Genomic DNA, 23830 nt, shown 5'->3' on the forward strand with positions numbered 1-23830 from the left:
ATTGACGTGAAAAACTACATCACATCGGGCTGTTGCAACCCGACATAGACCAACTATGTACAACGCCTTAATGGCAAAGCATCCACCACTGATAGGAAAGAATCATGATCACTACAATTGAAAAAGTTGTTTACACAGGTAAAACCCACACCACTGGCGGTCGCAATGGTGAATCTCATAGCTCTGATGGTCGTTTAGAGATCAAACTGTCAGCCCCAGGTTCATCAGGTCCAGGCACCAATCCGGAGCAACTGCTGGCTGCTGGCTGGTCGGCTTGTTTTATTGGCGCTATGGGTAAAGCTGCGGCTGAGTTAAAAGTAGCACTACCAAAAGATACAGCTGTAGATGCTGAAATTGATTTGGGCCTGACAGATGACGCCTATTTTTTACAGGCGCGTCTGAATGTCAGCTTGCCTGGTCTGGATCCACAAATTGCAAAACAGCTGACTGAAAAGGCACATCAAATCTGCCCTTACTCTAAAGCGACTCGTGGCAATATCGCTGTAACCATACAGCTGGTCTAAGCCAGAAAAAGGCCCGCATTTGATAAATGCGGGCAAAATCCTAAACCAATAGATACAGCAATCAGAAGCACCGCAGTCGCAGCAATCTGCTGAGCCAGACAAAAAATCTGACGCTAAAACCAATCCTCCATTCCTTATTTCAAATTGCTAACAACAGCGCACTATCCTTGTATGGTCAGTTGTATCAGTTGACTGATCAGTCTCTAATGCCAAGTCATTTCATACCAGCCCAGCTATTATTGATACATCGTCAAGAAAGCAGATGTTTTCAGCCAAATTAGTTACATGATGTATCATTTGAATCAACTGTATCTATATTTATTGGGTTAATAATTAAACGTAAAGTGCCCTTGTTGACCGGCTGACGGTGCCAACATTCCAACAACGAGGAGCAAGATATGAGCAACAGTAAAAAGACAGTTATAGTTACAGGTGCATCCAGTGGTATTGGTTTTGCCATAGCGCAAGCCTACTTGCTACGGGGTGACAATGTAGTAGGTAATGCCCGCACAGTAGAACGCCTGCAGCAAGCGGCCGCAAAACTGGATAATGCAGAAAACTTTTTAGGCGTAGCAGGTGATATTGCAAAACCGGAAACAGCAGAAGCACTGTTCACTCAGGCTATTGCGCGTTTTGGTCGTGTAGATGTGTTAGTCAACAATGCGGGCGTCTTTATCGCCAAGCCAGTAACTGAGTATACGGAAGCTGATTTGGCCTCATTAGTGGCCACTAACCTGCAGGGTTTTTTCTTTCCTGCACAACAAGCTGCGGCCCATATGAAAACTCAGGGCGGCGGACATATTGTTAGTATCACCGCTAATATCGGCTTGCAACCGACGGCTAAGCTACCAGCTACATTACCTGTACTCATTAAAGGTGGTATCAACGCCGCAACCCGCCACATGGCGGTGGAGTTAGCATCTGATAATATCCGTGTCAATGCGGTTGCCCCAGGCATTATTGAAACGCCACTACATACCAGTTTTGCGGATTCTGAAGCGTTTTTGAATCAGCTTTCGCCTAGCGGCCGCGTCGGTTCAGTACAAGATGTTGTCGCAGCCGTACTCTATCTGACCGAGTCAAGTTATGTTAGCGGCACCATTATGGCCGTTGATGGCGGCGCTGCTGCCGGTGTTTGGTAAGTCACTGTATCAGGAGCAAAACTATGCCGTACGTTAATATTCGAGTTACCGAAGAAGGTGTGACTGCAGCCCAAAAACTGCAGCTGATAGAAGGTGTTACAGATTTACTCAGCGACGTATTGGGTAAAGACCCTACCACAACTTTTGTCATTATCGATGAGGTAAAAACCGACAATTGGGGCCTGAACCGAGAAAATATCACTAGCCGTCGCCAGCGCGAAGCTGCGAAAAAGGTTAAATAAATTCCGGCGATCTGACAACGCCTTAATGGCAAAGCATCCACCACTGATAGGAAAGAATCATGATCACTACAATTGAAAAAGTTGTTTACACAGGTAAAACCCACACCACTGGCGGTCGCAATGGTGAATCTCATAGTTCTGATGGTCGTTTAGAGATCAAACTGTCAGCCCCAGGTTCATCAGGTCCAGGCACCAATCCGGAGCAACTGCTGGCTGCTGGCTGGTCGGCTTGTTTTATTGGCGCTATGGGTAAAGCTGCGGCTGAGTTAAAAGTAGCACTACCAAAAGATACAGCTGTAGATGCTGAAATTGATTTGGGCCTGACAGATGACGCCTATTTTTTACAGGCGCGTCTGAATGTCAGCTTGCCTGGTCTGGATCCACAAATTGCAAAACAGCTGACTGAAAAGGCACATCAAATCTGCCCTTACTCTAAAGCGACTCGTGGCAATATCGCTGTAACTATTCAGTTAATTTAAATCTGAACAAGGCCCGCTTTCACTGCGGGCCTTTGCTATATCCTTTTAAACTGCGCCCTGTCTTACTTTTATCTCTTTAATTAAAAATCATCTCTTTGATTAGTCTTTGTCTGCCAGGCAGCAGACTATGCTTTAGCAAATCCCTAATTTAGCTGATGCTTTTAGCTGTTAAACGCCTTGTTCAGTTCTTCGCCAGTTAAAAATGTAAAAAAAAGCAAGAGGGTAACGCATTTTGGCAACTTCAAGGTTCTGGCAGTATCACTACAATGAATTTTGGGGAGTTGGCAATACGGCGTGGAAGTGGGAGTGGAGAAAGCCGGTAAGTTCAGCACCTTAAAAAAAACAAGCAGCATGACGGCATTCAGCGGGTGCATCGCACTTCGCTGGTTATCTGTTTGATTCAGGTGACTAATACAAATCAAGAGGGTATGGATAGAATGAAAAATAATAAGATATTTACCAGAACAGCAGTAGCAAGGGCTGTCACCCTGCTACTCAGTGGCACAGCAGTATTGCCACTTTATGCGCAGGAAACACAACAAGCACAAGAAACTAAAGCCGCAGAAGCACCAGTTGAAATTATCGCAGTTTATGGTGTGCGTTCCAGCTTGCAACAAGCAGCTGAAATTAAACGTAATTCGATGGGGGTGGTAGACGCCATCTCTGCTGAAGATATAGGTAAGTTCCCTGATACTAACCTGGCAGAGTCTCTGCAACGTATTTCAGGTGTGTCCATTAGCCGTACTAACGGTGAAGGTACTGAAGTCACAGTACGGGGTTTTGGTGGTGACAATAACATGGTCACACTAAACGGCCGTACCATGCCTGCTGCTAACACTTATGCGGCAGGTTCAGGTGCAGATGGTTCAAGCCGTGGTGGTAGTGCCCGCGCTTTTGACTTCTCGAATCTGGCTTCTGAAAGTATCAGCGGCGTCGAAGTTTATAAAACCAGTAAAGCCAACGTGGCCACTGGTGGTATAGGCGCTACTTTAAATATCAAAACAAACCGTCCGCTGGAAAACTCTGAAGATATAGCCAGCATAGGTGTCAAAGCTGCACATGACACCACCAACAGAGCTGGTGATGATGTGACCCCTGAAATTTCAGGTATTTTCAGTCATGCCAGTGAGGACGATAAATTTGGTGTCAGTGTGTCCGCCAGCCATCAGCAACGTGACTCAGGTTACACTGGCGCTACAGTCAATGACTGGCAAGTGGGCTACTGGGACGACCTAGCTGATGCAGATCGGTTATGGAACAATGCTGCTACTGTTGTCAATAACGCCCCAGACCAGGGTCAGTTGTACGCCCGCCCTAACGATATTCGTTATGCCTTTTCAGACTCACAACGTGAACGCGACAACGCTCAGCTGACGTTACAATTTAAACCAACAGAAAAATTTACAGCAACAGGTGATTACACCTACGCTGAAAACAATATTGTTGAACACAGAGGTGAAGTCACGAACTGGGTTCAAACCGGTAACAACACCAAGCAAGTTGATTTTGATAATAACTTAGTAAAAACGCCTACTTACATTAAAGAAGAGTATGCAAGCACTGTAGATGAAGGCTACGAGCAGCAATGGCGTGAACAAACCAATACGCTGAAGTCTTTGGGCCTGAATTTAGCCTATGACGTGAACGACGATTTGACACTGGTATTCGATGCTCACGACTCCAAGATGCATAGTCGCGGCACAGGCCCACGCAATTCAGGTGAATTAGCTGTAGGTTTAGGTGCTCCTATAGTGGAGTCCCGTGAATGGTTCTGGGGTGCAGATTTACCAACTTATCTGAACGTTTACAATGATTCAGCTCCTGGTAAAGGTGCCAATGGCAACGGTATGGTGGATGCAGGTGACGTAGGTTCCTCTATAGCTCGTATCCGTAACGCTGGCCAGGAAAGTGATATTCAGCAATTTAAACTGGATGCCATTTACCTGGTGGACAACGGTCGTTTCGATTTTGGTGTCGAAATACGCAATATGGAATCCCGTACCATTCAAACCGCTGGTAATAACATTGCCTTGGGTAACTGGAACGTCGGTAACCCTGGCGAGTTTGGTGATTTAATCCAACCATTTGATTTGCCTGGCGAGTTCGATGACTTCACAGCTTTACCTGGCGGTTATGGTTTTATTGCTGATCCACGCGCTTTATATACCGCAGCTTTAGATCTGTATCCTGGCATTCCTACTGCCTCTGAAACCTCCTTGTCTTCTGACAATATAGTCAAAGAAGACACCATGGCGGCTTACTTCCAGATCTCTTTGGGTGGTGAAATCGGCAAAATGCCATTTGATGTATTAACTGGCTTACGTTACGAAGAAACTGAATCTGAATCCAGCTCGCTGGTCAGCAGAAACTATTTCCGCTGGGAAGATAATAACGACATCGTGTCTTATGTGGACAGTACTGTGCCTGCACAACCATTTAATGCCGAAAACAAGTACGACTATCTGTTACCAAGCTTAGACTTTACGCTACACCTGAGTGACGACTTAATCAGCCGTTTCTCCTTTAGTAAAACTATTGCCCGTGCAGGTTTAGGTAGCTTAGGTGTATCGGCTTCTAACTTTGGTGGTGGCGGTGGTTCTACACTTTTAGGTGCTCAGCCAACAGCCAACGCATCAAACCCTGCTCTGCTTCCGCTGGAATCATCCAACTACGATTTGTCGTTAGAATGGTACTACGACAATGGCAGCTATATGTCGGCTGGTTTATTCCAGAAAGACGTAGTGAACTTTATCGGTAGCCGTCAGGTCGACCAGCCATTACTGGGTATTCTTGATGTCACAGGTGGCCCTCGTGCCATAGCTGCTGCACAAGCAGTACAGGATGCAGGTTTCCCGCTGGATGATACTTATCTGTATGCGATGATGGTATTTACTGAATACCGTAACCATCCGGATATGATTGCCGAATTTGGCGCTAACCCTCAATTTACCGGTACTCCGGAGCAAATTGACTTCCTGGCGAGCAACCCAGGGTTTGACTTATTGGCCAATCCTGACGATCCGGAAATGGTATTCCGTACCAGTACACCGGATAACAACAGAGCAGCCAAAATTCATGGTGCCGAGTTTGCTATTCAGCATTTCTTTGGTGAAACAGGTTTTGGTGTGCAGGCGAACTACACCATAGTTCGGGGTGACGTTGGCTTTGATGTCAACGCCGACCCGGGTGTGTCTCAGTTTGCGTTACTGGGTCTGAGTGATACAGCTAACTTAATCGGTATTTATGAAAAAGAAGGCTGGACAGCACGGGTAGCATGGAACTGGCGTGATGAATATCTGGCAGAGGTTAACAAAGGGGGGTCAAACAACCCACGCTTTGAAGAAGCTTATTGGCAACTTGATATGAACCTCGGCTACGATGTAAACGATCAATTGACGGTATTTATCGAAGCGCTGAACCTGACAGGTGAAGACAGCCGCTCACATGCCCGTAATGAATCCATGCTGTGGTATCTGACAGACCTGGATGCACGTTATCAGGTAGGTATGCGTTACCAGTTCTAGTAGGGGCGGGGCTTGTCCCCGCCCGTCTGGACGATAACACGGTTTGGAACGGGCTTACCCACGCCCGTTTAAACGACAAAGATAAACAGGGAAAAGTTGCATCTGCAGCTTTTCCCTGCTCTGCTGTACATGCTACCTAAGAAGTCACAGGGACAATAATATGACCAGGCATGTGTTACTGAATAATATCGACCATCAAGATACCCGCGTTATCCACTACTTTGGGCCGGAGTTTGGCGACAATCTGCATAGCGCTCTGGTATTCCCCACTGAATTTATTGAATTACAAAAAGAATATCCGATCCTGCTGCGAAAAGACGACCCGCAAGGCTCCTATCAGGCTGTCGCTTTATTAGGTTTTGCCGCGGCAGAAAATTTGTATCTGAATGACCAGCATGCAACAGGTTGGGATGCCCGTTATATTCCGGCCAGTATTGAAAAAGGCCCTTTTCTGATTGGCTTCCAGCGCTCTATCGGCATGCAGGACGAAATGCCACACGCTGTGGTGCATATTGATATGGATCATCCCAAAGTAAACACAGAACAAGGCCAACAATTGTTTTTGTCGCAGGGCGGCAACAGCCCGTATCTGGAACATATCTCAGCACGTTTAGAAACTATCCATCAAGGCACAACTTTAGCGCCGGTGTTTTACAAAGCGCTGGAGCAACTCGAGCTGGTAGAGCCTGTCACCATTGAATTTGCTTTGCACAACAGTGAAAAAATCCGCCTGTTGGGTAACTATTGCATTAACGAACAACGGCTGGCGACTTTACCTGCAGAAGCACTTGCCAAGCTGCAGCACTCCGGCTTTTTAGCGCTGATTTACGCTATGGTGTTTTCGATGGGTAATATCCGTCATTTAATTGAGCGCAAAAATACTAGTTTGCGCCAGCAAAATAGCTTGTGACCGAGGAGTGCTTGTGACACAAAACTCCATTCTGGCTATTAGCCGCACAACCAGAGAAATCCAGTGCCCAAACGGTGTGATCCCGGCTGAAGTTCTGTCGGGCGCTGAACCTGTGATCCTCAAAGGTCTGGTGAGTCACTGGCCTTTAGTGCAACTGGGCCAACAAGGTTCTGCTGCAGTGGTGGATTATCTCTGCAGTCATTACAACGGCAAAGCCACTCAGGTTTTTTATGGCGACCCGACTCTGAATGGCCGTTATTTTTACGACGAAAGCTGCAAAAAACTCAATTATGAAACCCGGCTGGGCCAGGTTGATCAGGTGCTGCAGCAAATTTTACAGTGGCAAGAGCTGGAGCAACCGCCTTCTGTTTACATTGCCTCCAATTTGCTGAGCACTCATTTTCCAACCTTGCGGCAACACAATGACATTCAGCTGCCCAAACCGGTATTAGCTTATGAGACCGAACCAGACAGAGTCAGTATCTGGCTTGGCAACAAATCTCTGGCCGCTTGCCACTACGATTCCTCAGAAAATCTGGCCTGCTGTGTGCTCGGTAAAAGACGCTTTAGCTTGTTTCCGCCGGATCAGATCAGCCATTTATATCCTGGGCCTTTAGAGCCAACACCAGGTGGTCAGGTCATTAGCATGGTGGATTTCGACAAGCCGGATTTAGAGCGTTTTCCTGATTTTCCAAAAGCTATAGCTGCAGGACAAATTGCAGAACTTGAGCCAGGAGATGCGCTGTATCTGCCGAGCATGTGGTGGCATCAGGTGGAAGGGTTAATGTCATTTAATATTCTGATCAACTACTGGTGGAGCACAGCGCCACGCTATACAGGCTCAGGTATGAATTTGTTGTATCACGCCCTGCTATGTCTGCGTGACAAACCCGAACATGAACGCAAAGCCTGGCAAGCCGTGCTGAATCATTACATTTTTGACGATCCGAAAAAAGCAGGACAACACTTACCAGAACAAGCCCGTGGTGTGCTGGGGGAGCTAGACGAGATGCAGGCCAGGCAGCTGCGCGCCATGCTGCTAAACAGATTAAATCGCTAAAAAAATTATAAAAAATCACAGGGGATAGAGAATGCAACAAGTAAAAAAAGTAGTGATTGCAGGTGGTGGCACAGCAGGCTGGGTTGCAGCTGCGGCTTTGTCCAAACGCCTGAAAGGCCTGATTGATGTAGTGCTGATTGAGTCAGAAGAAATTGGCACTGTAGGTGTAGGCGAATCCACAGTACCGCCGGTGCAGCTTTTCCATAACTTACTTGGCATAGACGAACAAGACTTTATGAAAGCCACGGACGCTACTTTTAAACTGGCCATCTCCTTTGAAAACTGGGGCCAGACCGGCGATCAGTATTTCCACCCTTTTGGTGTCACAGGCAAAGGCAGTTTTCTGACGGACTTTCAGCACTATTATTTGCACGGCTTAAGCCAAGGCGTCGATGCGCCTTTTGGTGACTACTGCTACGAATTACAGGCTGCTAAATTACATAAGTTTGGTAAAACCGAAAAGTCAGTGATCAACTATGCCTACCATCTGGATGCCGGCCGTTATGCCCGTTTTCTCCGCAAGTTCAGCGAAGATTTAGGTGCTGTGCGTATTGAAGGCAAAATTGCTCAGGTGCAGCAGCATGTCAACGGCGATATCCGTTCCTTAGTGCTGGAATCAGGTCAGGAAATAACAGGGGATTTGTTTATCGACTGCACTGGCTTTAGAGCATTGCTTATCGAACAAACCTTAAAAACTGGTTATGAGCGCTGGGATCATTGGTTGCCCTGCAATAAAGCCGTAGTAGTACAAACAGAACCTGGCCCAACCATGCATCCTTACACCAGAGCTATAGCTCATGACAGCGGCTGGCAGTGGAAAATTCCATTGCAGCACAGAGTAGGCAATGGTCTGGTGTATGCCAGCGATTATTTATCGGACGAAAAGGCGAAGCAACGCTTGCTGGATGGGCTGGAAGCTCCGGCCTTATTTGAACCTCGGGTACTGAGTTATCAAACAGGACGGCGCAAAAAGCTCTGGAATAAAAACTGTGTGGCTATCGGCTTATCCAGTGGCTTTATCGAACCACTGGAGTCGACCAGTATTTTCCTCTTTATGAGCGGCATCATCCGTTTATTACGGCTATTCCCCTTTAACGGTGTTACTCCGGCTTTAACCGAAGAATACAACCAACAGTCCATTACTGAAGTGGAAAAAATCCGCGACTTTATTATTCTGCATTACCACCAGACTGAAAGAACTGACAGCCCATTCTGGGACTATTGCCGCACCATGACCATTCCGGACACGCTCGCGCACCGGATGGAATTGTTCAAAGAAAGTGCTCATGCTTTCCAGACCGGCGATGAAATGTTCCGGCTGGAATCCTGGAGCCATGTGATGTTGGGGCAACGGCTGCAGCCACAAAGTTATCATCAGTTGGTGGCAGGTTTAGGTCAGGGCGAATTAAGCCGTCATCTGCAAAGTATCCGCGAGACCATTAACGCTGCAGTAGACAGATTGCCATCGCACCGTGATTTCTTGCGTCAGTATTGCCCATCTGATCTGAGCTGACAAAACCAATGCAGATCACCAGGCTGAGTGTTGGCAATGAACAATCCCCACTGTTGGTGGTGGATAACTTTATCCCTCAGCCTGAAACACTGGTCGACTATGCAGCTAGCCAGCAGTTTCTGGCTAATTCGCCTTATTATCCCGGCGTGCGTTCCGCAGCACCAGCAGCCTACCGGCAATTTATGCTACACAGCCTGCAAGCCACTTTGATTGACTACTTTGAACTGCCAGCGACAAAGCTTGGTTTTTCAGTCTGTCATTTTTCAATGGTGACTACGCCGCCAGAGCAATTAAAACTGCTGCAGCGTATCCCCCATTTTGATACGACGGAAAAACATGCGCTGGCGGCTGTGCATTATTTATTTCAGGGTGATCAGGGCGGCACAGCCTTTTACCAGCATCGGAAAACAGGTTTTGAATGCATAGATGAAAGCCGCACGCTGGAGTATTACCGCTCACTGGAAAGCGAAAATAACGGCCCTTATTTGCCTAAAACAACCGATGGTTATATTCAGGGTGATACGCCCTTGTTCGAACAAATCAATGAGCAACAAGGGGTGTTTAACAGGCTTATTGTGTATCGCCGTCATTTGCTACACAGCGGCGTGATCACCAAAGACACCCACTTATCAGCCGACCCACGATTAGGAAGGCTGACCATCAGTAGTTTTATTGACCCGTTGTAACTTGTAGGGGCCGTGGCTTGTCCCGGCCCTTTCCATCCGTACCGCGGTATCATTAGACGGGCGGGTACAAGACCCGTCCCTACGGATTCATTTCATTATTTTTGCTTCAAAAGGTCCTGCGGGTAGACCTTCGCTATTAAAAAGTACCGCCTCTGGATTATCAGCCCAGGCATAACGCACTTTGACCGGAGCGTTGATATCAGGGTGTGACAACAGCAATTGCTGATCTTTGAGCTGAACTTGTGCCCAACGATACTGACCATCTGCGCCAGCTATAGCAAAGCTGTTGCCTGTGCCTTTCAGCACTAAGCTTTTACCGCTGTGATTAAAGCTGAGTTTGAGCTGCGAGCCTTCAGCCATCACAGACTCCAATTCAGGCCCCTGATACCCGACCTTTTCACCCAAAGCCACGGCACGGGCTGCTAATGCCAGCCGCTGGCCTAAGGTCTTTTTATCGACCGGGTGAATATCATTCCATTCGCCTTTATCGATGGCCACTACCATAGCTGTATTGGCTTCAGATAAGCTTTGACGCTGTGCTTCGCGTAAACCTGCCCAGGAACTTTCTACAGGCGCAGGAGTTTTCTCCAGGTAATTAGCCAGTTGTACAAATAAAAACGGGAACTGATTTTGCTGACCTGTGCCTTGTGCCCACTTAGCCCGCCAATCGCGGATCATGGTAGTAAAACGTGGTTGATAGTCCGCATAAGCACCCACATTAGATTCGCCCTGATACCAAATCACACCTTTAATAGGCAAAGAGGTTAAAGGGGCCAATAAACCATTGTATAAACCTAGCGGTTTCCAGCGGATAAAAGTATCGCCCGGCAAATTCTGAGCCGCAGCTGCGGTTTGCATTTTCCATTGGCCAGTCAAAGGCAACGGATTAGCATCTGTACCTATCCAATAAGGCTTATCCGGTATCAGACCGGTTTTACCATTAGTGGCAGTCACCCGTACTGCAATCAGGTTAGTGCCGGCTTTCAGCGCTCCGGCAGGCAACTCATAACGGCGTGGCGGATACATATAAGTGGTATTGCCCACTTGTTTGCCATTGATATAAACCTCGTCGGCATCCACTATCGAGCCCAAACGTAAAATGTTGGCCTCTTTTGCTTGTGCTGCTGTCAGCTCTATTGTTTTACGTAGCCACCAGACACCGGTAAAAGGCTCTGGTCTGAAGCCGGGCACGCTAAAGTTTTGCCAGTTGCTGTCATCTAAAGTTTCGCTGTACCAGGGCGTTTTACTGGTTAAACCCGGGTCACGGCGTTGTAAATCACCATACCATTGATCGTTTTTGCTTTTATCAGCCGCTGTGATGGACCGAATTAACTGGTCATCACGAAATTTAATGCCTTCTGCCAAAGCTTCAGGAAAAGGACGCAGCGCTTCTTCACTCATCCAGGCTTCGACAGGCGAGCCGCCCAGAGCATTATTTAAAATACCGATCGGCACGCCGTTATGCTGAAACAGGTCCCGACCAAAATAAAAGGCCAAAGCAGAGAAGTTATCTATGCTTTGTGGGCTGGCAGAAACCCATTCACCGCCGCTGAAATCCTGCTGTGGTGTTTTAAAATTGTATTCTTGCGGCACCTTAAACTGGCGGATAAGCGGGTAGTTGGCGCTGGTTAAATCTTCTGGATACGCCTCAGCCACCCTGATCATTTCCAGTTCCATATTGGACTGGCCAGACGCCACCCAAACATCACCAAAATAAATATCTTTCAGCTCAATTAGGTTTCGGCCTTTAAAACTTAATTGATGTGGCCCACCGGCCTGCTGCGCTGGTAATTGCAGTATCCAGCGACCCTCTTTTGTTTTGACCTGCCCTACTAACTGACCATTAAAACGCACTTCAACGGTTTCATCCGCGGCAGCCCAGCCCCACAGTGGAATGGCCGTATCACGCTGCAATACCATGCCTTCGCCAATCAACTTAGGCAGACGAATATCAGCGTGGGCCAAAGGGCTTAGCAGTAAAGCGGCGGTTAGTAAGAGTCTTAACATAAAGCCTATCCCGTTAAACACATAGATTTCGTCGGACATAGGGTCAGAGCCAAGGCTCTGACCCTGATTTTAGTTACCGCATTGGCCCTGGCCTTCATTTTCTGCCAGACGAACTTTAGCCAATTGCAGCTTTAAGCCTGCAGTTGCTTCCAGCACCAAAGGCTGGCTGATTTTGGTCAGATCAAAAGCGCTGTTGGCTTCAGTGAAACAGCGAAGTGGTATCTTCACACTGTTCCAGCCTTTGCCCGCCATACCGGCAAAATAACCACTGAAATCCAGAGTAGATTTACAGTTATCACCACACTGCATCGCCAAACTGACTTTACCAGCAGTCATAGCAACCACCTGATATTCCAGCTCCAGCGTCATATCGCCATTGGCCTGACGACTTAGATCCAGCGCCACACCCTGAGCATGGTTTAAAGCCACAGCTGCGTCTTTGTGGAAAGTCAGTAACACTGAGTCTTCCTGTTGTAATCTGTCTGTAGCTGCTGCTTCCAAAGCCCCACCAGCAGATTTTTGCAGCGGTTCAGTCACTACTGTCACCTGACCCTTATCCAGCAATTGCAACTGCCATGGGTTGACCGCTTTACCCGCATGCAGATAACGACTGAAGTTCAGCACCTGATCGGCGCTGATGCCAGACTCTTCGCTGAGCTTCGCCAGTTCCGTTTTGTCGCTGTACGTCAGGCCATAACCATAAGCAAACTGTGGTTGATAATTTTTGTCACCCAGATTCAGCAACTCGCCCGTCGCTTTGGCTGGCCAGGAGAAGGACAACTTTCCCTGAAAATCATGACGGATTTCACCTTCCGGCGAACGGATCAGCAGATCAGCCACTGCGCCACCTTCACTGCCAGGTAAAAAGGCGGCGACAAAAGCATCGGATTGATTCAGCTCAGGATTGACCCACAAAGGCCGGCCTGACAAAAACACCGAAACCGTTGGAATACCCAGCGCTTTTAATTCAGTCAGAATTTGCAAAGCACGACCATCATCAAAAGCCAGATGACTGCGATCGCCAACAAATTCGGCATAAGGTTCTTCACCAAAGACCACAACGGCGACATCAGGTTTGTCAGTAAAGCGGCCATTTTCGCTCAGCTCTACTTTGCCACCACCAGTTTCTACCGCCTGTTTAATACCGGCATAAATGGATTCACCATTCGGGAAATCGGTATTTTTATTGCCAGAGCCTTGCCAGCTTAAGGTCCAGCCGCCACTTTGTTTGCCAATGTGGTCGGCACCATCGCCAGCTACTAACACCTTGCTACTGGTTTTGAGTGGCAGCAGTTGTTGGTTGTTTTTCAGCAATACCAATGACTTACGAGCCGCCTGACGTGCAATGGCTTTATGTTCAGTGCTGCCCAGTAATTCATAACGCCCAGCCAAAGGCCGCTCTGAAGGTTTCACCTGCTCAAACAAACCCATTTCGGCTTTGATCCGCAGCACCCGGGCAACGGCTTCATCCAGTCGTTCTGTAGAAATACGGCCGTCTTTCACCTGAGCCAACGTATTTTGATACAACTTTTCCCAGCTGTCCGGTGCCATAAACATATCCAGGCCACCCAACAATGAATTAGCGCAATCTGTTGGCGTACAACCTTTGACCTGACCATGACCATTCCAGTCGCCGACCACAAAACCGTCAAAGCCCATGCGGTTAACCAGCACGTCGTTCAGCATAGGACGGTAGCCGTGCATCTTTTCGCCAAACCAGCTGTTGTAAGACGCCATCACCACCCGGGCACCCGCTGCTATAGCTGTGTAATAAGGCGCGCCGTGGATATCACGCAATTGTGCTTCGGTATGCTGGTTGTCACCCTGATCTTTACCATCCACAGTGCCGCCATCGCCTAAAAAGTGTTTCACCGTCGCCAGCATATGCTGGCCTTTTAAGAAGTCTGCAGTGCCAGGAACGCCCTGAATACCTTGCAGAATATGAGGCGCATAAGAAGCCACCAGTTGTGGGTCTTCACCATAAGATTCATAAGTGCGACCCCAGCGGTCGTCCCTTACTACGGCAATAGTAGGAGCAAAGGTCCAGTCCAGACCTGTCACCTGCATTTCAGCTGCAGTGACGCGGCCAATTTCACGCATTAGCTCTGGTTCACGCATAGCGCCCAAACCTATGTTATGCGGAAAAATAGTCGCGCCTTTGACATTACTGTGACCATGCACAGCGTCTGTACCCCACATCACAGGGATATAAGGCCGGCCATCACTGGTATCTGTACTGGCTTGCCAAAACGCATCGGCCAGTTCCAGCCAGGCTGCGGCGCCCGCTCTGTTATCGCGGCCAGGAGCTGAGTTACCGCCATTCAGTACAGACCCCAGATAATAATCCCGCACTTGTTTTGGCGTGACTGAGGCAATATCGGCCTGAATAATCTGCCCTACTTTTTGTTCAGGACTCATTTGTGCCAGCAAAGCTTTGATTTTGTCTTCTATCGCTTGAGTGCGCGCTATAGGCGGCTGTTGCAAAGGCCAGTTGGTTGGTGTGATCACAGGTGTTTCAGCTGTACTTGGGCTGGCCGCTTGCTCCGGAACAGGTTCAGGCACCTGAACTGCGGGTTGACCACAACCAGTTAACACCAGACCACCAGCCAGAACTAACAACCCCTTACTCAGCTCTTTACGCTTACTTTTCTTTGCCACCGCTTTTGCCATTGCCTTCGCCATTCAAACGCCCTCCAAACCTTTTACTCGAAGTCAGCCCAAGGGCCGTTATTCTGGGATGATCCGTGCCAGGCTTAAATAAGCCTTATTGGCACCGACCTCTGTGATGTCACCTTTGATAATAAAACTGCCATTCAGACGGATATCTGCTGAAGAGCTGCCAAGCATCAGTTTGATTTCACCGGGTTCAACCACCCAGTTCATCTGCTGATCAAAAAATGCGAACAGGTTCACCGGCAAGTTAAATTCAACCTTTGCCTGTTGGCCTGCTTTGAGTGGTACACGTAAAAAGCCTTTTAACTGTTTTACAGGACGGGTTACGCTGGCCGCAGGGTCCTGAATATACAGCTGCACAACTTCGGTGGCATCAAATTGACCGCTATTGCGAATCGTCATACTGACAGTCACTTCGCCATTGGCTTTAGCTTTGCTTTCATCAATCTTCAGATCGCTGTAATCAAAGCTGCTGTAACTCAGGCCATGACCAAAAGCGTATAAAGGGCTGATATCGTCGAACAGATAACCCCGTTTGGCGGAAATTTTATGGTTGTAATAACTCGGAATATGGCCAGCACTACGAGGAAAAGTCAGAGGTAATTTGCCGGAAGGGCTTACATCGCCAAACAACACATTAGCTAAAGCTGAGCCGGTTTCCTGCCCCAGATACCAGGCTTCGATAATAGCCGGCATAGACAATGCCAGTTCGCCTAAAGCCAAAGGCCGGCCATTGGTGAGCACCAGCACCAGCGGTTTACCTGTCGCCAAAATAGCTTTAGCTAACTCCAGCTGATTACCGACTAAATCTAAACTGCTGCGATCACCTAAATGCGTGTCAGCCCAGGCTTCACGCGACAAGCCTTCGTTTTCGCCCAACACTAACACCACAGCATCAGAATTTTTCGCCAGAGTCACAGCTTGCTCTAACAAACCTTTGCGATCATTCTCGTCGGTTAAAGCTATATCGTCATAATTCCAGCGTTGCATCGAATAAGTGCCGGCGGCTTTACTGCGCTGTGCTATATCACTGGTGACAAAAGCAGCCTGTTTAGCTGGTGTTTGGGTTAAGGCCTTAGTGAGTTTGGTGCCTGCAGCAAATTCCACTTTGGCTTTACCTTGCAGCTTGTGCCGTAAACCATCGACAATACTGACAGTCTGGCGCGGAATGCTACTGTAACCACCTAACAAGACTTCATCAGCATGAGGACCAATTACCGCCAGTTGTTTGATCTTGTCAGCTTTTAGCGGCAAAGTACCGTCGTTTTTCAACAGTACCATCGACTTTTCAGCCACCTGACGGGCAAAAGCACGATCTGAATCAGCGCCCACAATCCCATTGGCTTTTGTTGCATCCACATAAGGTTGTTCAAACAAACCTAACCTGAATTTCAGCGCCAATACCCGCCGTACTGCTTTGTCGATTGCGGCTTCATCCAGCTGGCCTGATTTCACTAAGGCGGTTAAATGTGGAAAGGTTTTGGGATCCGGAGTTTCCATATCCACACCAGCTAACAACGCTGCTTTGCCTGCTGCCGCTTCGCTGCCGTATAAACCATGCCTGCTGCTGAGCTCTTCAATGGCAAAATAGTCACTAACAATAACGCCGTTAAAGCCCCATTGCTGGCGCACTATATCTTCGAGCAAGGGCTTATTAACGTGAGATGGAATACCGTCAATTTCGTTGTAAGATGCCATAATACTGCTGGCATGCGCCAACTTTACCGCAGCTTCAAAAGGCGGTAAAAAAACTTCATGTAATTCACGTTCACCAATAAAAGCCGGCGCTATATTCACCCCTGCAGCTGGCTGACCATGTCCTGTCAGATGTTTTAAGGTGGCGACAACTTTATCTGCGGCAAAAGGGCCTGCTTTCCCTGTTTTACCCTGAAAACCTTGCACTGCGGCCACACCCATGGCCGACATCAGGTAAGGATCTTCACCCATGGTTTCTTCTATCCGGCCCCAGCGTGGGTCACGGGCTATATCCAGCACAGGAGTTAAAGCCCAATGTGAACCAGTAGCGCGCATTTCACGAGCGGTCAGCGCATAGACATCATGCATATCTTGTGGTGACCAGCTGCTGGCAAGGGCTATCGCCTGCGGAAAACTGGTGGCGTCAAAAGCGGCATAACCATGCAAAGCTTCTTCATGCATCATGGCCGGAATACCCAAACGAGTGTTTTCCTTTAACCAGCGCTGCAGCGCATTGTTAAATTCTGCCGTTTGCTGCGGGGTTTTAAACTCGCTGGGGCGGCCTATATGACCAATACCCAGTGGTATCAATTCTTTGGCCTTTTCCGGTAAAAACTGCAGTTCTTTATCTTCCAGAGTGCGACGTTTTTGCCAGACGGTTTGCAGCTGAGCGACTTTTTCTTCCAGCGTCATCCGGGACAATAAATCATCCACCCGCTGCTCTGTTGGCAAACTGGCATTTTGATAGGGCTGCTGAGCTGAAGCCGCAAAAGCGACTCCTAAACCCAGCACCGCAGAGAGAAGTTGTTTGCCCACTAGAGCCTCCTGTGAAATACCTGATTAATCCCTGTAGGGCTTTAACGTCTCGATCTTGCCGTCTGCGTCATACTGAATTTCCGCCATTTTTACTGAACGTAAATGAGTGACGCCTTCGGACAAAATAGAGTCGTGGTAAAACAGATACCACTTACCTTCAAATTCACAGATGGAATGGTGAGTGGTCCAGCCGACCACTGGCTCCAGAATCCGGCCCTGATAGGTAAAAGGTCCGTACGGGTTATCGCCTGTGGCATAACATAAAAAGTGCGTATCGCCTGTGGAGTAAGAGAAGTAGTATTTGCCCTGGTATTTATGCAACCAGGAGGCTTCAAAAAAGCGTCTGTCTGTATCGCCCGCCAATAGCAGCTGACCTTGTTCATCCAAAATCAGCACTTCACGCGGCGCTTCAGCAAATTCCAGCATATCGTCGCGTAATTTCGCTACTTTTGGCCCTAAAGCTGGCTCAGCGGCTGTGGGTTCTGCGTTGTCAGCGCTGTACTCATTGTTTCGGTAGTTTTGTAACTGACCACCCCAAATACCGCCAAAATACATATAAAAACTGCCGTCATCGTCTTCAAACACGGCAGGGTCTATTGAATAACTGCCTTCAATAGCTTTTGGCTGAGCCTTAAAAGGCCCTACAGGCGAGTCGGCCACAGCCACACCAATCTGGAAAATGCCGTCTGGCTTTTTGGCTGGAAAATAAAAGTAGTAGCGGCCATCTTTTCTGGCCGCATCCGGTGCCCACATCTGACGTTCTGCCCATGGCACATCTTTGATATGCAAAGCTACACCATGATCTACAGCAGGGCTGTCGGGGCTATCCAGCGACAATACATGGTAATCCTGCATACCAAAGTGATCACCATTGTCGTTAAAGGGGATACCAGCCTCGATATCGTGTGACGGATAAATATAAATGCGACCATCAAACACATGGGCCGAAGGGTCGGCTGTATAAATGTGCTCCACCAAAGGCTGAGAAATAGCTTTGGCTTTCAGCACTTTTAAATCGTCTGACATAACTGTTACTCCGCTTGTGCTAAACCAGCAGCAGCGCGACGTTCGTTCAGCTCCTGCTCTATCTGGCTTTCTTTGTGTTTGTTAATTTCATAGAGGCAAACGCAGGCCACACCCATCAGGAAAGGTATTGACGCAAACAGGCTGACCGATAATTTAATGCCGTTAATAGTGTCTGGTGCCTGAGCCGCCAGCTGAGCATCGTAGCCAAAGTGAGCCAGAATACCGGCCACCAAAGCACCACCTATGCTCAGGCCCAGTTTCAGGCCAAAAATCATCGCAGAGAAAATAATAGCGGTAGCGCGACGATGGTTTTTCCATTCGGAATAATCTGCCACATCAGCAATCATGGCCCACAGTAACGGAATAGTGATGCCGTAGAAAAAGCCATGCAAAAGCTGAGAGGAAAACACCAGACCTATGGCATCAGCAGGGAACAGGTAAAACGCCATCACAAATAAAGTGGAGATAAAAAGCGCTACAGCAAACACATCCCTTTTACCAAAACGATCGGCCAGAGGTTTAGAAAAACCTATGCCGATAATCATGCAGATAATGCCACCGGCATTAAATAAGCTGAAACCTGAAGTAGCAGCATCTTTAGGCCAAAGGAATTCGCTCAGCCCCATGCCGGTCAACATAGAATTTAAACCAACAATAAAAGCGTTAAAGCCAATATCTTCCAGAAATACAGCAACTTCTTGTTCATTCAGATAGTTTTCGAAGTAAAAAATATACATGCCACCTTTCAGCGCCAGGGTAATAAACACCAGCACGGTCAGCACCAGCATAATAACCCAGGGCCGGTTTTTCAGCAGGTCACCAATGTCCTGACGAATAGTTGAACTTTGCGCGCTGCAGGTCAAAACCCGCTCTTTGGTGGTGATAAAAGTAATAAGGAAAAACACAATACCGACACAAGCAAACAGCGTCATGGTGTTTTCAAAACCTACAGCTTTATCACCATCGCCCAGAATCAGTACCAGCGGTAACAACAAGGCCTGAATAATAAATTGCGCCACCATCACGGCAACAAAACGGTAAGCCGACAAACTGTTACGGTCAGCCATATTGCCGGTCAGCACACCACTTAAGGCTGAATACGGCAGGTTATTGGCTGAATACACCAGCACCAGCACCACATAAGTAATAAAAGCGTAAGCAATTTTACCTTCAGGACTGAAATCAGGTGTGCTGAAAGCTAACAACGCAATGATGCCAAAAGGAATAGAGGTCCAGAGGATCCAGGGTCTGAACTTGCCCCAACGGGTTTGAGTCCGGTCGGCGATAATGCCCATAATGGGGTTAAAACAGGCGCCAATTAAGCCGCCGGTAAAAATAATAGTAGCCGCGGCGCCCGGTGGGATCTGGTAAACATCTGTGTAGAAAAAAGCCAAAAAGGTCATCAGGGTTTGGAAAATCAAATTGGCCGCCAAATCCCCGAGGCTATAACCGATTTTTTCGGTGACCGATAATTTTTGTACTTCTGTTTGCATATCAATTCGCCTGTTGCTGTTTTACGCCCGCTGCAAGCCGGCTGTTTTTATGATTTTTTCTGACCTTAACATACATTGAGAGTTACTAAAGTGGACTAACGGAATGTACTGAAAGAATTATGATTTTTAACAAGCTGGCTGTATTTCCGTCAAACAGAACTTATGCTCAGGCTATGCGCTAAGTCTTTGCGCGAACCGACAGGAGTTATTATTTTGCAGCACAGCAACGAGCCAGCAGTTTCAGAGGACAACAAGGTCTTTATTTTGTTTATTAGCTTAGTCGCCACCATAGGCGGCTTTTTATTTGGGTTTGACAGCGGTGTGATCAACGGCACTGTCGATGGCCTGCAACAAGCCTTTAATTCACAGAGTGTCGGTACTGGTTTTAATGTCGCCAGTATGCTGCTGGGCTGCGCTGTAGGTGCATTTTTTGCCGGGCGATTGGCCGATATCAGTGGCCGCAAAACCATCTTACTCATCTCAGCCGTATTTTTTATTGTCAGCGCCTGGGGTTCAGGCGTTGCCGAAGGATCCTTTGAGTTTGTTATTTACCGCATTTTAGGTGGCTTAGCTGTAGGTGCTGCCTCTGTGATTACTCCAGCTTATATTTGTGAAGTAGCTCCGGCCCGTTACCGTGGCATGCTAACCACTTTGCAGCAAATCGCCATCATCTTTGGTCTTTTTATGGCTTTTGTCAGCAACTACTTACTAGCCGAATATGCAGGCGCTTCCACTGCGGCACTTTGGTTTGATTTCGCCGCCTGGCGCTGGATGTTCTGGATGGAACTTTTCCCGGCCATATTGTTTTTATTCATGCTGTTTTTTATTCCTGAAAGCCCACGTTTTCTGGTGTTAAAAGGCAGCAATGAAGCCGCAGCTGCAGTACTGACCCGCTTGTATGGCAGCGATGCCGCGACCCGCAAACTCGCCGAAATTCAGCAATCTTTATCTGCAGATCATCAACCCAGACTGACTGATTTATTAAGCAGCCAAACAGGCAAAGTGCGCAAAATTGTTTGGGTAGGTATTGGCCTCGCCAGCTTCCAGCAATTGGTCGGCATTAACGTGGTGTTTTATTACGGTGCTGTGCTCTGGCAAGCGGTTGGGTTTTCTGAATCTGACGCTTTACTGATTAACGTCATTAGCGGTGGTTTAAGTATTGCGGCTTGTGTCATTACCTTGCTGATTATCGACAAAGTGGGCCGTAAACCTCTGCTGCAATGGGGTTCAATTGGTATGGCCGTGACTCTGGGTTTGATGGTGCTTTGTTTTGCCAATGCAGGTCAGGACGAAAACGGCAATCTGTTGTTAGGTGACTGGGGACAGGTGGCTTTAATCAGCGCTAACGCTTATGTGTTCTTTTTTAATATGTCCTGGGGCCCTGTGATGTGGGTGATGTTAGGCGAAATGTTCCCGAATCAAATTCGTGGTTTAGGCCTTGCGGTCAGCGGTTTAGCACAGTGGAGCTGTAACTTCCTGATCACTATGACATTCCCTTTGCTGCTGGCCGGTATTGGCCTGGCCGGAACTTATGGTCTTTATACCCTGGGCGCTGCTTTTTCTATCCTCTTTGTGATCAAGATGGTGCATGAGACCAAGGGGACAGAATTAGAAGATATGCAGGGCTAAAAACCCTTCTTAATTGAAGCTGCAACGTTGTTGACCGCGCTCCTCGCCCCAGTCACATAGGTAACTATGCTCCTGGGGTCTCGCTCGCTTGTCGCCTAGTTGCAACTCCAATTACTTTGGGTTGAATTTTCAGGAGTGAATACATTTATGAACGTCTTTCATTTGACCAATAAAGCGGGTGACCAGTTGTCCATACTGGAGCGTGGTGCGGCTATGCAGCGCTGGACTACGGCTGTGGGTAATAGCAAACGTGAACTGATCTTAAGTTACGCCGAGCCGGATGCTTATGCGCAAGACCCCTTTTACCTCGGTGCTTTAGTTGGACCTTATGCCAACCGTATTGGTAAAGGCCGCTTGCTGATTGGTCAGCAGTTTTATCAACTGGAACAAAATGAAGGACAAAATCAGCTGCACGGTGGCGCTGCAGGTTTACACCAAATGAACTGGAAAGTGCTGGAACAGCAGGAATCCAGGCTGGTTTTGGGCTGCGAAATGGCTGATGGTCAGGGTGGCTATCCAGGCCCAGTGTCTTTTCGTGTGACTTATCAATTATCTGAACAAAGTGCTTTGGATGTAGAACTAGAAGCCAGCAGCAACGTCACTACGCTAGTGGGACCAACTTTACATCCGTATTTTAACCTGGCGCCTGATCAGGCTCCGATTGATCAACATAAACTCTGCCTGCATGCGGCACATTACACCCTGACCGATGAGCAGAATATTCCAACAGGTGAGTTGCCTAAAGTGCAGGGTAGCCCGCTGGATTTCAGCACGGCGAAAACGCTGACCGGTATCCGGATGGATTATAACTTTGTGGTCAATGGCGATCTGCATCAGGCGGCGGCAGAACTGATAAGCCCGGATGGCTTAGTTCGCCTGAGTGTGTATTCCGACTATCCGGGCCTACAGGTGTATACCGGTGAACATTTAGCCGGCCCCTTTAAATCACGTCAGGGTATTTGCCTTGAGCCGCAGTTTTTCCCTGACTCACCCAACCAAAAAGGTTTTCCATTTCATTTTACCCGCCCAGGCCAACCTTTTAAGGCGCATATCCGCTATCAGTTAGACAAGGCGGGATAACAGCAGCGGTTCTACTTATTTTTAATTACTTTTGGAGTCATCACATGCGATCTATCTCCTTTTGTATCTTGTTAAGCAGCCTGCTGATAGGCAGTGCTTATGCACAAGATCAAAGCTCCCCTTTAAAACAGGCGTACAGCAAACACTTCAGTATTGGCACTGCATTAAGTGCAACACAAATACAAGGCAAAGAGCTCGGAACACTGGAGCTGGTCAAGCAGCAGTTTAATGCGGTGACCGCCGAAAACGTGATGAAATGGGAAATTATTGAACCTGTAGAAGGCCAGTTTAACTTTGCTGCCGCCGACGCCATGATTGAATACGCCGAAGCCAACAATATCAACGTAATAGGTCATGTATTGTTATGGCACGAACAAACACCAGCCTGGGTGTTTCAGGACGCTAAAGGTCAACCGGCCTCAAAAGAGTTGGTGTTATCCCGACTGAAAAACCATATTAACGCCGTAATGGGCCGCTACAAAGGCCGTATTCAGGGCTGGGATGCGGTCAACGAAGCCTTAAATGAAGACGGCACTCTGCGCCAATCCAACTGGTATAAAGCCTTGGGTCAAGACTATATAGCCACAGTCTTTGAACTGGCGCATCAGGCCGACCCTAAAGCCCAGCTTTATTACAACGACTTCAATTTATTTAAACCTGAAAAACGTGCCGGAGTGTTAAAGCTGGTTGCAGCTTTAAAAGCGAAAAAAGCACCTATCTACGGTATTGGTGAACAAGGCCATTACAGCCTGGATTACCCAACACTGCAGGAAGTGGAAGACTCTATTGTGGCTTTTAAAAACACAGGCCTGAAGGTGATGATTACCGAATTAGATATCTCGGTATTACCATTTCCTGATCCAGATAATGTAGGCGCTGATATCTCACTCAATATGAAGTTAAAACAAGAATTTAACCCTTACGCCGATGGCTTACCAAAAGCAGTCAGCGATCAACTGACACAAAAATACCTGCAATTCTTTGAGCTGTTTTTACGCCACAGCGACAGCATCGAACGGGTCACTTTATGGGGCGTCAACGACAACCAGACCTGGCGCAACAACTGGCCAATGAAAGGCAGAACAGACTACCCTTTATTATTTGACCGGAAAAATCAGCCAAAAGAAGTGGTACCGCAGTTGATTAAACTGGCGGAAAAGGCTGGTAAATAACCTTATTCAATAGTCAAAAGGCTGGGATTTTCCCAGCTTTTTTTGCATTTGAAACTCCATTTATTGCAAATTGAGCCCGTCATTAATTCCGCGAAAAATGCCACTATAACTAGCGTACCGGCTGTATAGATTATGTCGGCCACAATTTTAGTGATTTCA

Annotated in this window: 17 protein-coding genes; 12 read left to right on the forward strand and 5 right to left on the reverse strand. The window is 47.8% G+C overall.

Annotated elements, in window-relative coordinates:
* The first annotated feature begins 104 nt into the window (after nucleotides 1-104).
* From OM978_RS20625 to OM978_RS20665, 9 genes are all read left to right on the forward strand, one after another.
* On the forward strand, nucleotides 105-524 hold the full coding sequence (locus OM978_RS20625; RefSeq protein WP_264344300.1) for an organic hydroperoxide resistance protein: 420 nt from the start codon (nucleotides 105-107) through the stop codon (nucleotides 522-524).
* 398 nt (nucleotides 525-922) lie between these two features.
* Complete coding sequence (locus OM978_RS20630; protein ID WP_264344301.1) at nucleotides 923-1666, forward strand: SDR family NAD(P)-dependent oxidoreductase; 744 nt, start codon at nucleotides 923-925, stop codon at nucleotides 1664-1666.
* A gap of 23 nt (nucleotides 1667-1689) precedes the next feature.
* Nucleotides 1690-1908, forward strand: coding sequence for a 4-oxalocrotonate tautomerase family protein (locus OM978_RS20635; protein WP_264344302.1), 219 nt, complete (start codon nucleotides 1690-1692; stop codon nucleotides 1906-1908).
* 59 nt (nucleotides 1909-1967) lie between these two features.
* The gene (locus OM978_RS20640) at nucleotides 1968-2387 is read left to right on the forward strand and encodes an organic hydroperoxide resistance protein (RefSeq protein WP_264344303.1); all 420 of its coding nucleotides are present in this window, start codon (nucleotides 1968-1970) and stop codon (nucleotides 2385-2387) included.
* 437 nt (nucleotides 2388-2824) lie between these two features.
* Nucleotides 2825-5911: a TonB-dependent receptor gene (locus tag OM978_RS20645; protein WP_264344304.1), complete on the forward strand. Its 3087-nt coding sequence runs from the start codon at nucleotides 2825-2827 to the stop codon at nucleotides 5909-5911.
* A 160-nt stretch (nucleotides 5912-6071) separates the two neighbouring features.
* Nucleotides 6072-6821, forward strand: a complete 750-nt coding sequence (locus tag OM978_RS20650) for a SapC family protein (protein WP_264344305.1) — start codon at nucleotides 6072-6074, stop codon at nucleotides 6819-6821.
* Nucleotides 6822-6834: 13 nt separating this feature from the next.
* Nucleotides 6835-7881 carry a cupin-like domain-containing protein gene (locus OM978_RS20655; RefSeq protein ID WP_264344306.1) on the forward strand — a complete coding sequence of 349 codons (1047 nt, stop codon included), beginning with the start codon at nucleotides 6835-6837 and terminating at the stop codon, nucleotides 7879-7881.
* A 31-nt stretch (nucleotides 7882-7912) separates the two neighbouring features.
* Nucleotides 7913-9394 carry a tryptophan halogenase family protein gene (locus OM978_RS20660; protein WP_264344307.1) on the forward strand — a complete coding sequence of 494 codons (1482 nt, stop codon included), beginning with the start codon at nucleotides 7913-7915 and terminating at the stop codon, nucleotides 9392-9394.
* Nucleotides 9395-9402: 8 nt separating this feature from the next.
* Nucleotides 9403-10080, forward strand: a complete 678-nt coding sequence (locus tag OM978_RS20665; protein ID WP_264344308.1) for a DUF6445 family protein — start codon at nucleotides 9403-9405, stop codon at nucleotides 10078-10080.
* 87 nt (nucleotides 10081-10167) lie between these two features.
* On the opposite strand, the gene OM978_RS20670 is transcribed toward OM978_RS20665, so the two are convergent.
* The 5 genes from OM978_RS20670 to OM978_RS20690 form a co-directional block, all read right to left on the reverse strand.
* Entirely contained in the window at nucleotides 10168-12087 is a 1920-nt protein-coding gene (locus OM978_RS20670; protein WP_264344309.1) for a sialate O-acetylesterase, read from the reverse strand.
* Nucleotides 12088-12156: 69 nt separating this feature from the next.
* Nucleotides 12157-14757 (reverse strand): glycoside hydrolase family 3 protein, encoded by a 2601-nt coding sequence (locus tag OM978_RS20675; RefSeq protein ID WP_264344310.1) that lies wholly within the window; start codon nucleotides 14755-14757, stop codon nucleotides 12157-12159.
* A 57-nt stretch (nucleotides 14758-14814) separates the two neighbouring features.
* A complete protein-coding gene (locus tag OM978_RS20680) occupies nucleotides 14815-17271 on the reverse strand; it encodes a glycoside hydrolase family 3 N-terminal domain-containing protein (protein WP_264344311.1) in 2457 nt (818 codons plus the stop codon).
* A gap of 24 nt (nucleotides 17272-17295) precedes the next feature.
* Nucleotides 17296-18297 (reverse strand): glycoside hydrolase family 43 protein, encoded by a 1002-nt coding sequence (locus OM978_RS20685; protein WP_264344312.1) that lies wholly within the window; start codon nucleotides 18295-18297, stop codon nucleotides 17296-17298.
* A 5-nt stretch (nucleotides 18298-18302) separates the two neighbouring features.
* Complete coding sequence (locus OM978_RS20690) at nucleotides 18303-19790, reverse strand: MFS transporter (RefSeq protein ID WP_264344313.1); 1488 nt, start codon at nucleotides 19788-19790, stop codon at nucleotides 18303-18305.
* Between the two features lie 213 nt (nucleotides 19791-20003).
* On the opposite strand from OM978_RS20690, the gene OM978_RS20695 reads away from it, so the two are divergent.
* The 3 genes from OM978_RS20695 (at nucleotide 20004) to OM978_RS20705 (ending at nucleotide 23671) form a co-directional block, all read left to right on the forward strand.
* Nucleotides 20004-21419 (forward strand): sugar porter family MFS transporter, encoded by a 1416-nt coding sequence (locus tag OM978_RS20695; protein WP_264344314.1) that lies wholly within the window; start codon nucleotides 20004-20006, stop codon nucleotides 21417-21419.
* Between the two features lie 147 nt (nucleotides 21420-21566).
* The gene (locus tag OM978_RS20700; protein ID WP_264344315.1) at nucleotides 21567-22499 is read left to right on the forward strand and encodes an aldose epimerase family protein; all 933 of its coding nucleotides are present in this window, start codon (nucleotides 21567-21569) and stop codon (nucleotides 22497-22499) included.
* 44 nt (nucleotides 22500-22543) lie between these two features.
* On the forward strand, nucleotides 22544-23671 hold the full coding sequence (locus OM978_RS20705; protein WP_264344316.1) for an endo-1,4-beta-xylanase: 1128 nt from the start codon (nucleotides 22544-22546) through the stop codon (nucleotides 23669-23671).
* The last annotated feature ends 159 nt before the right edge of the window (nucleotides 23672-23830 follow it).

This window comes from Rheinheimera sp. MM224 (assembly GCF_947090785.1).
Taxonomy (GTDB): Bacteria; Pseudomonadota; Gammaproteobacteria; order Enterobacterales; family Alteromonadaceae; genus Pararheinheimera.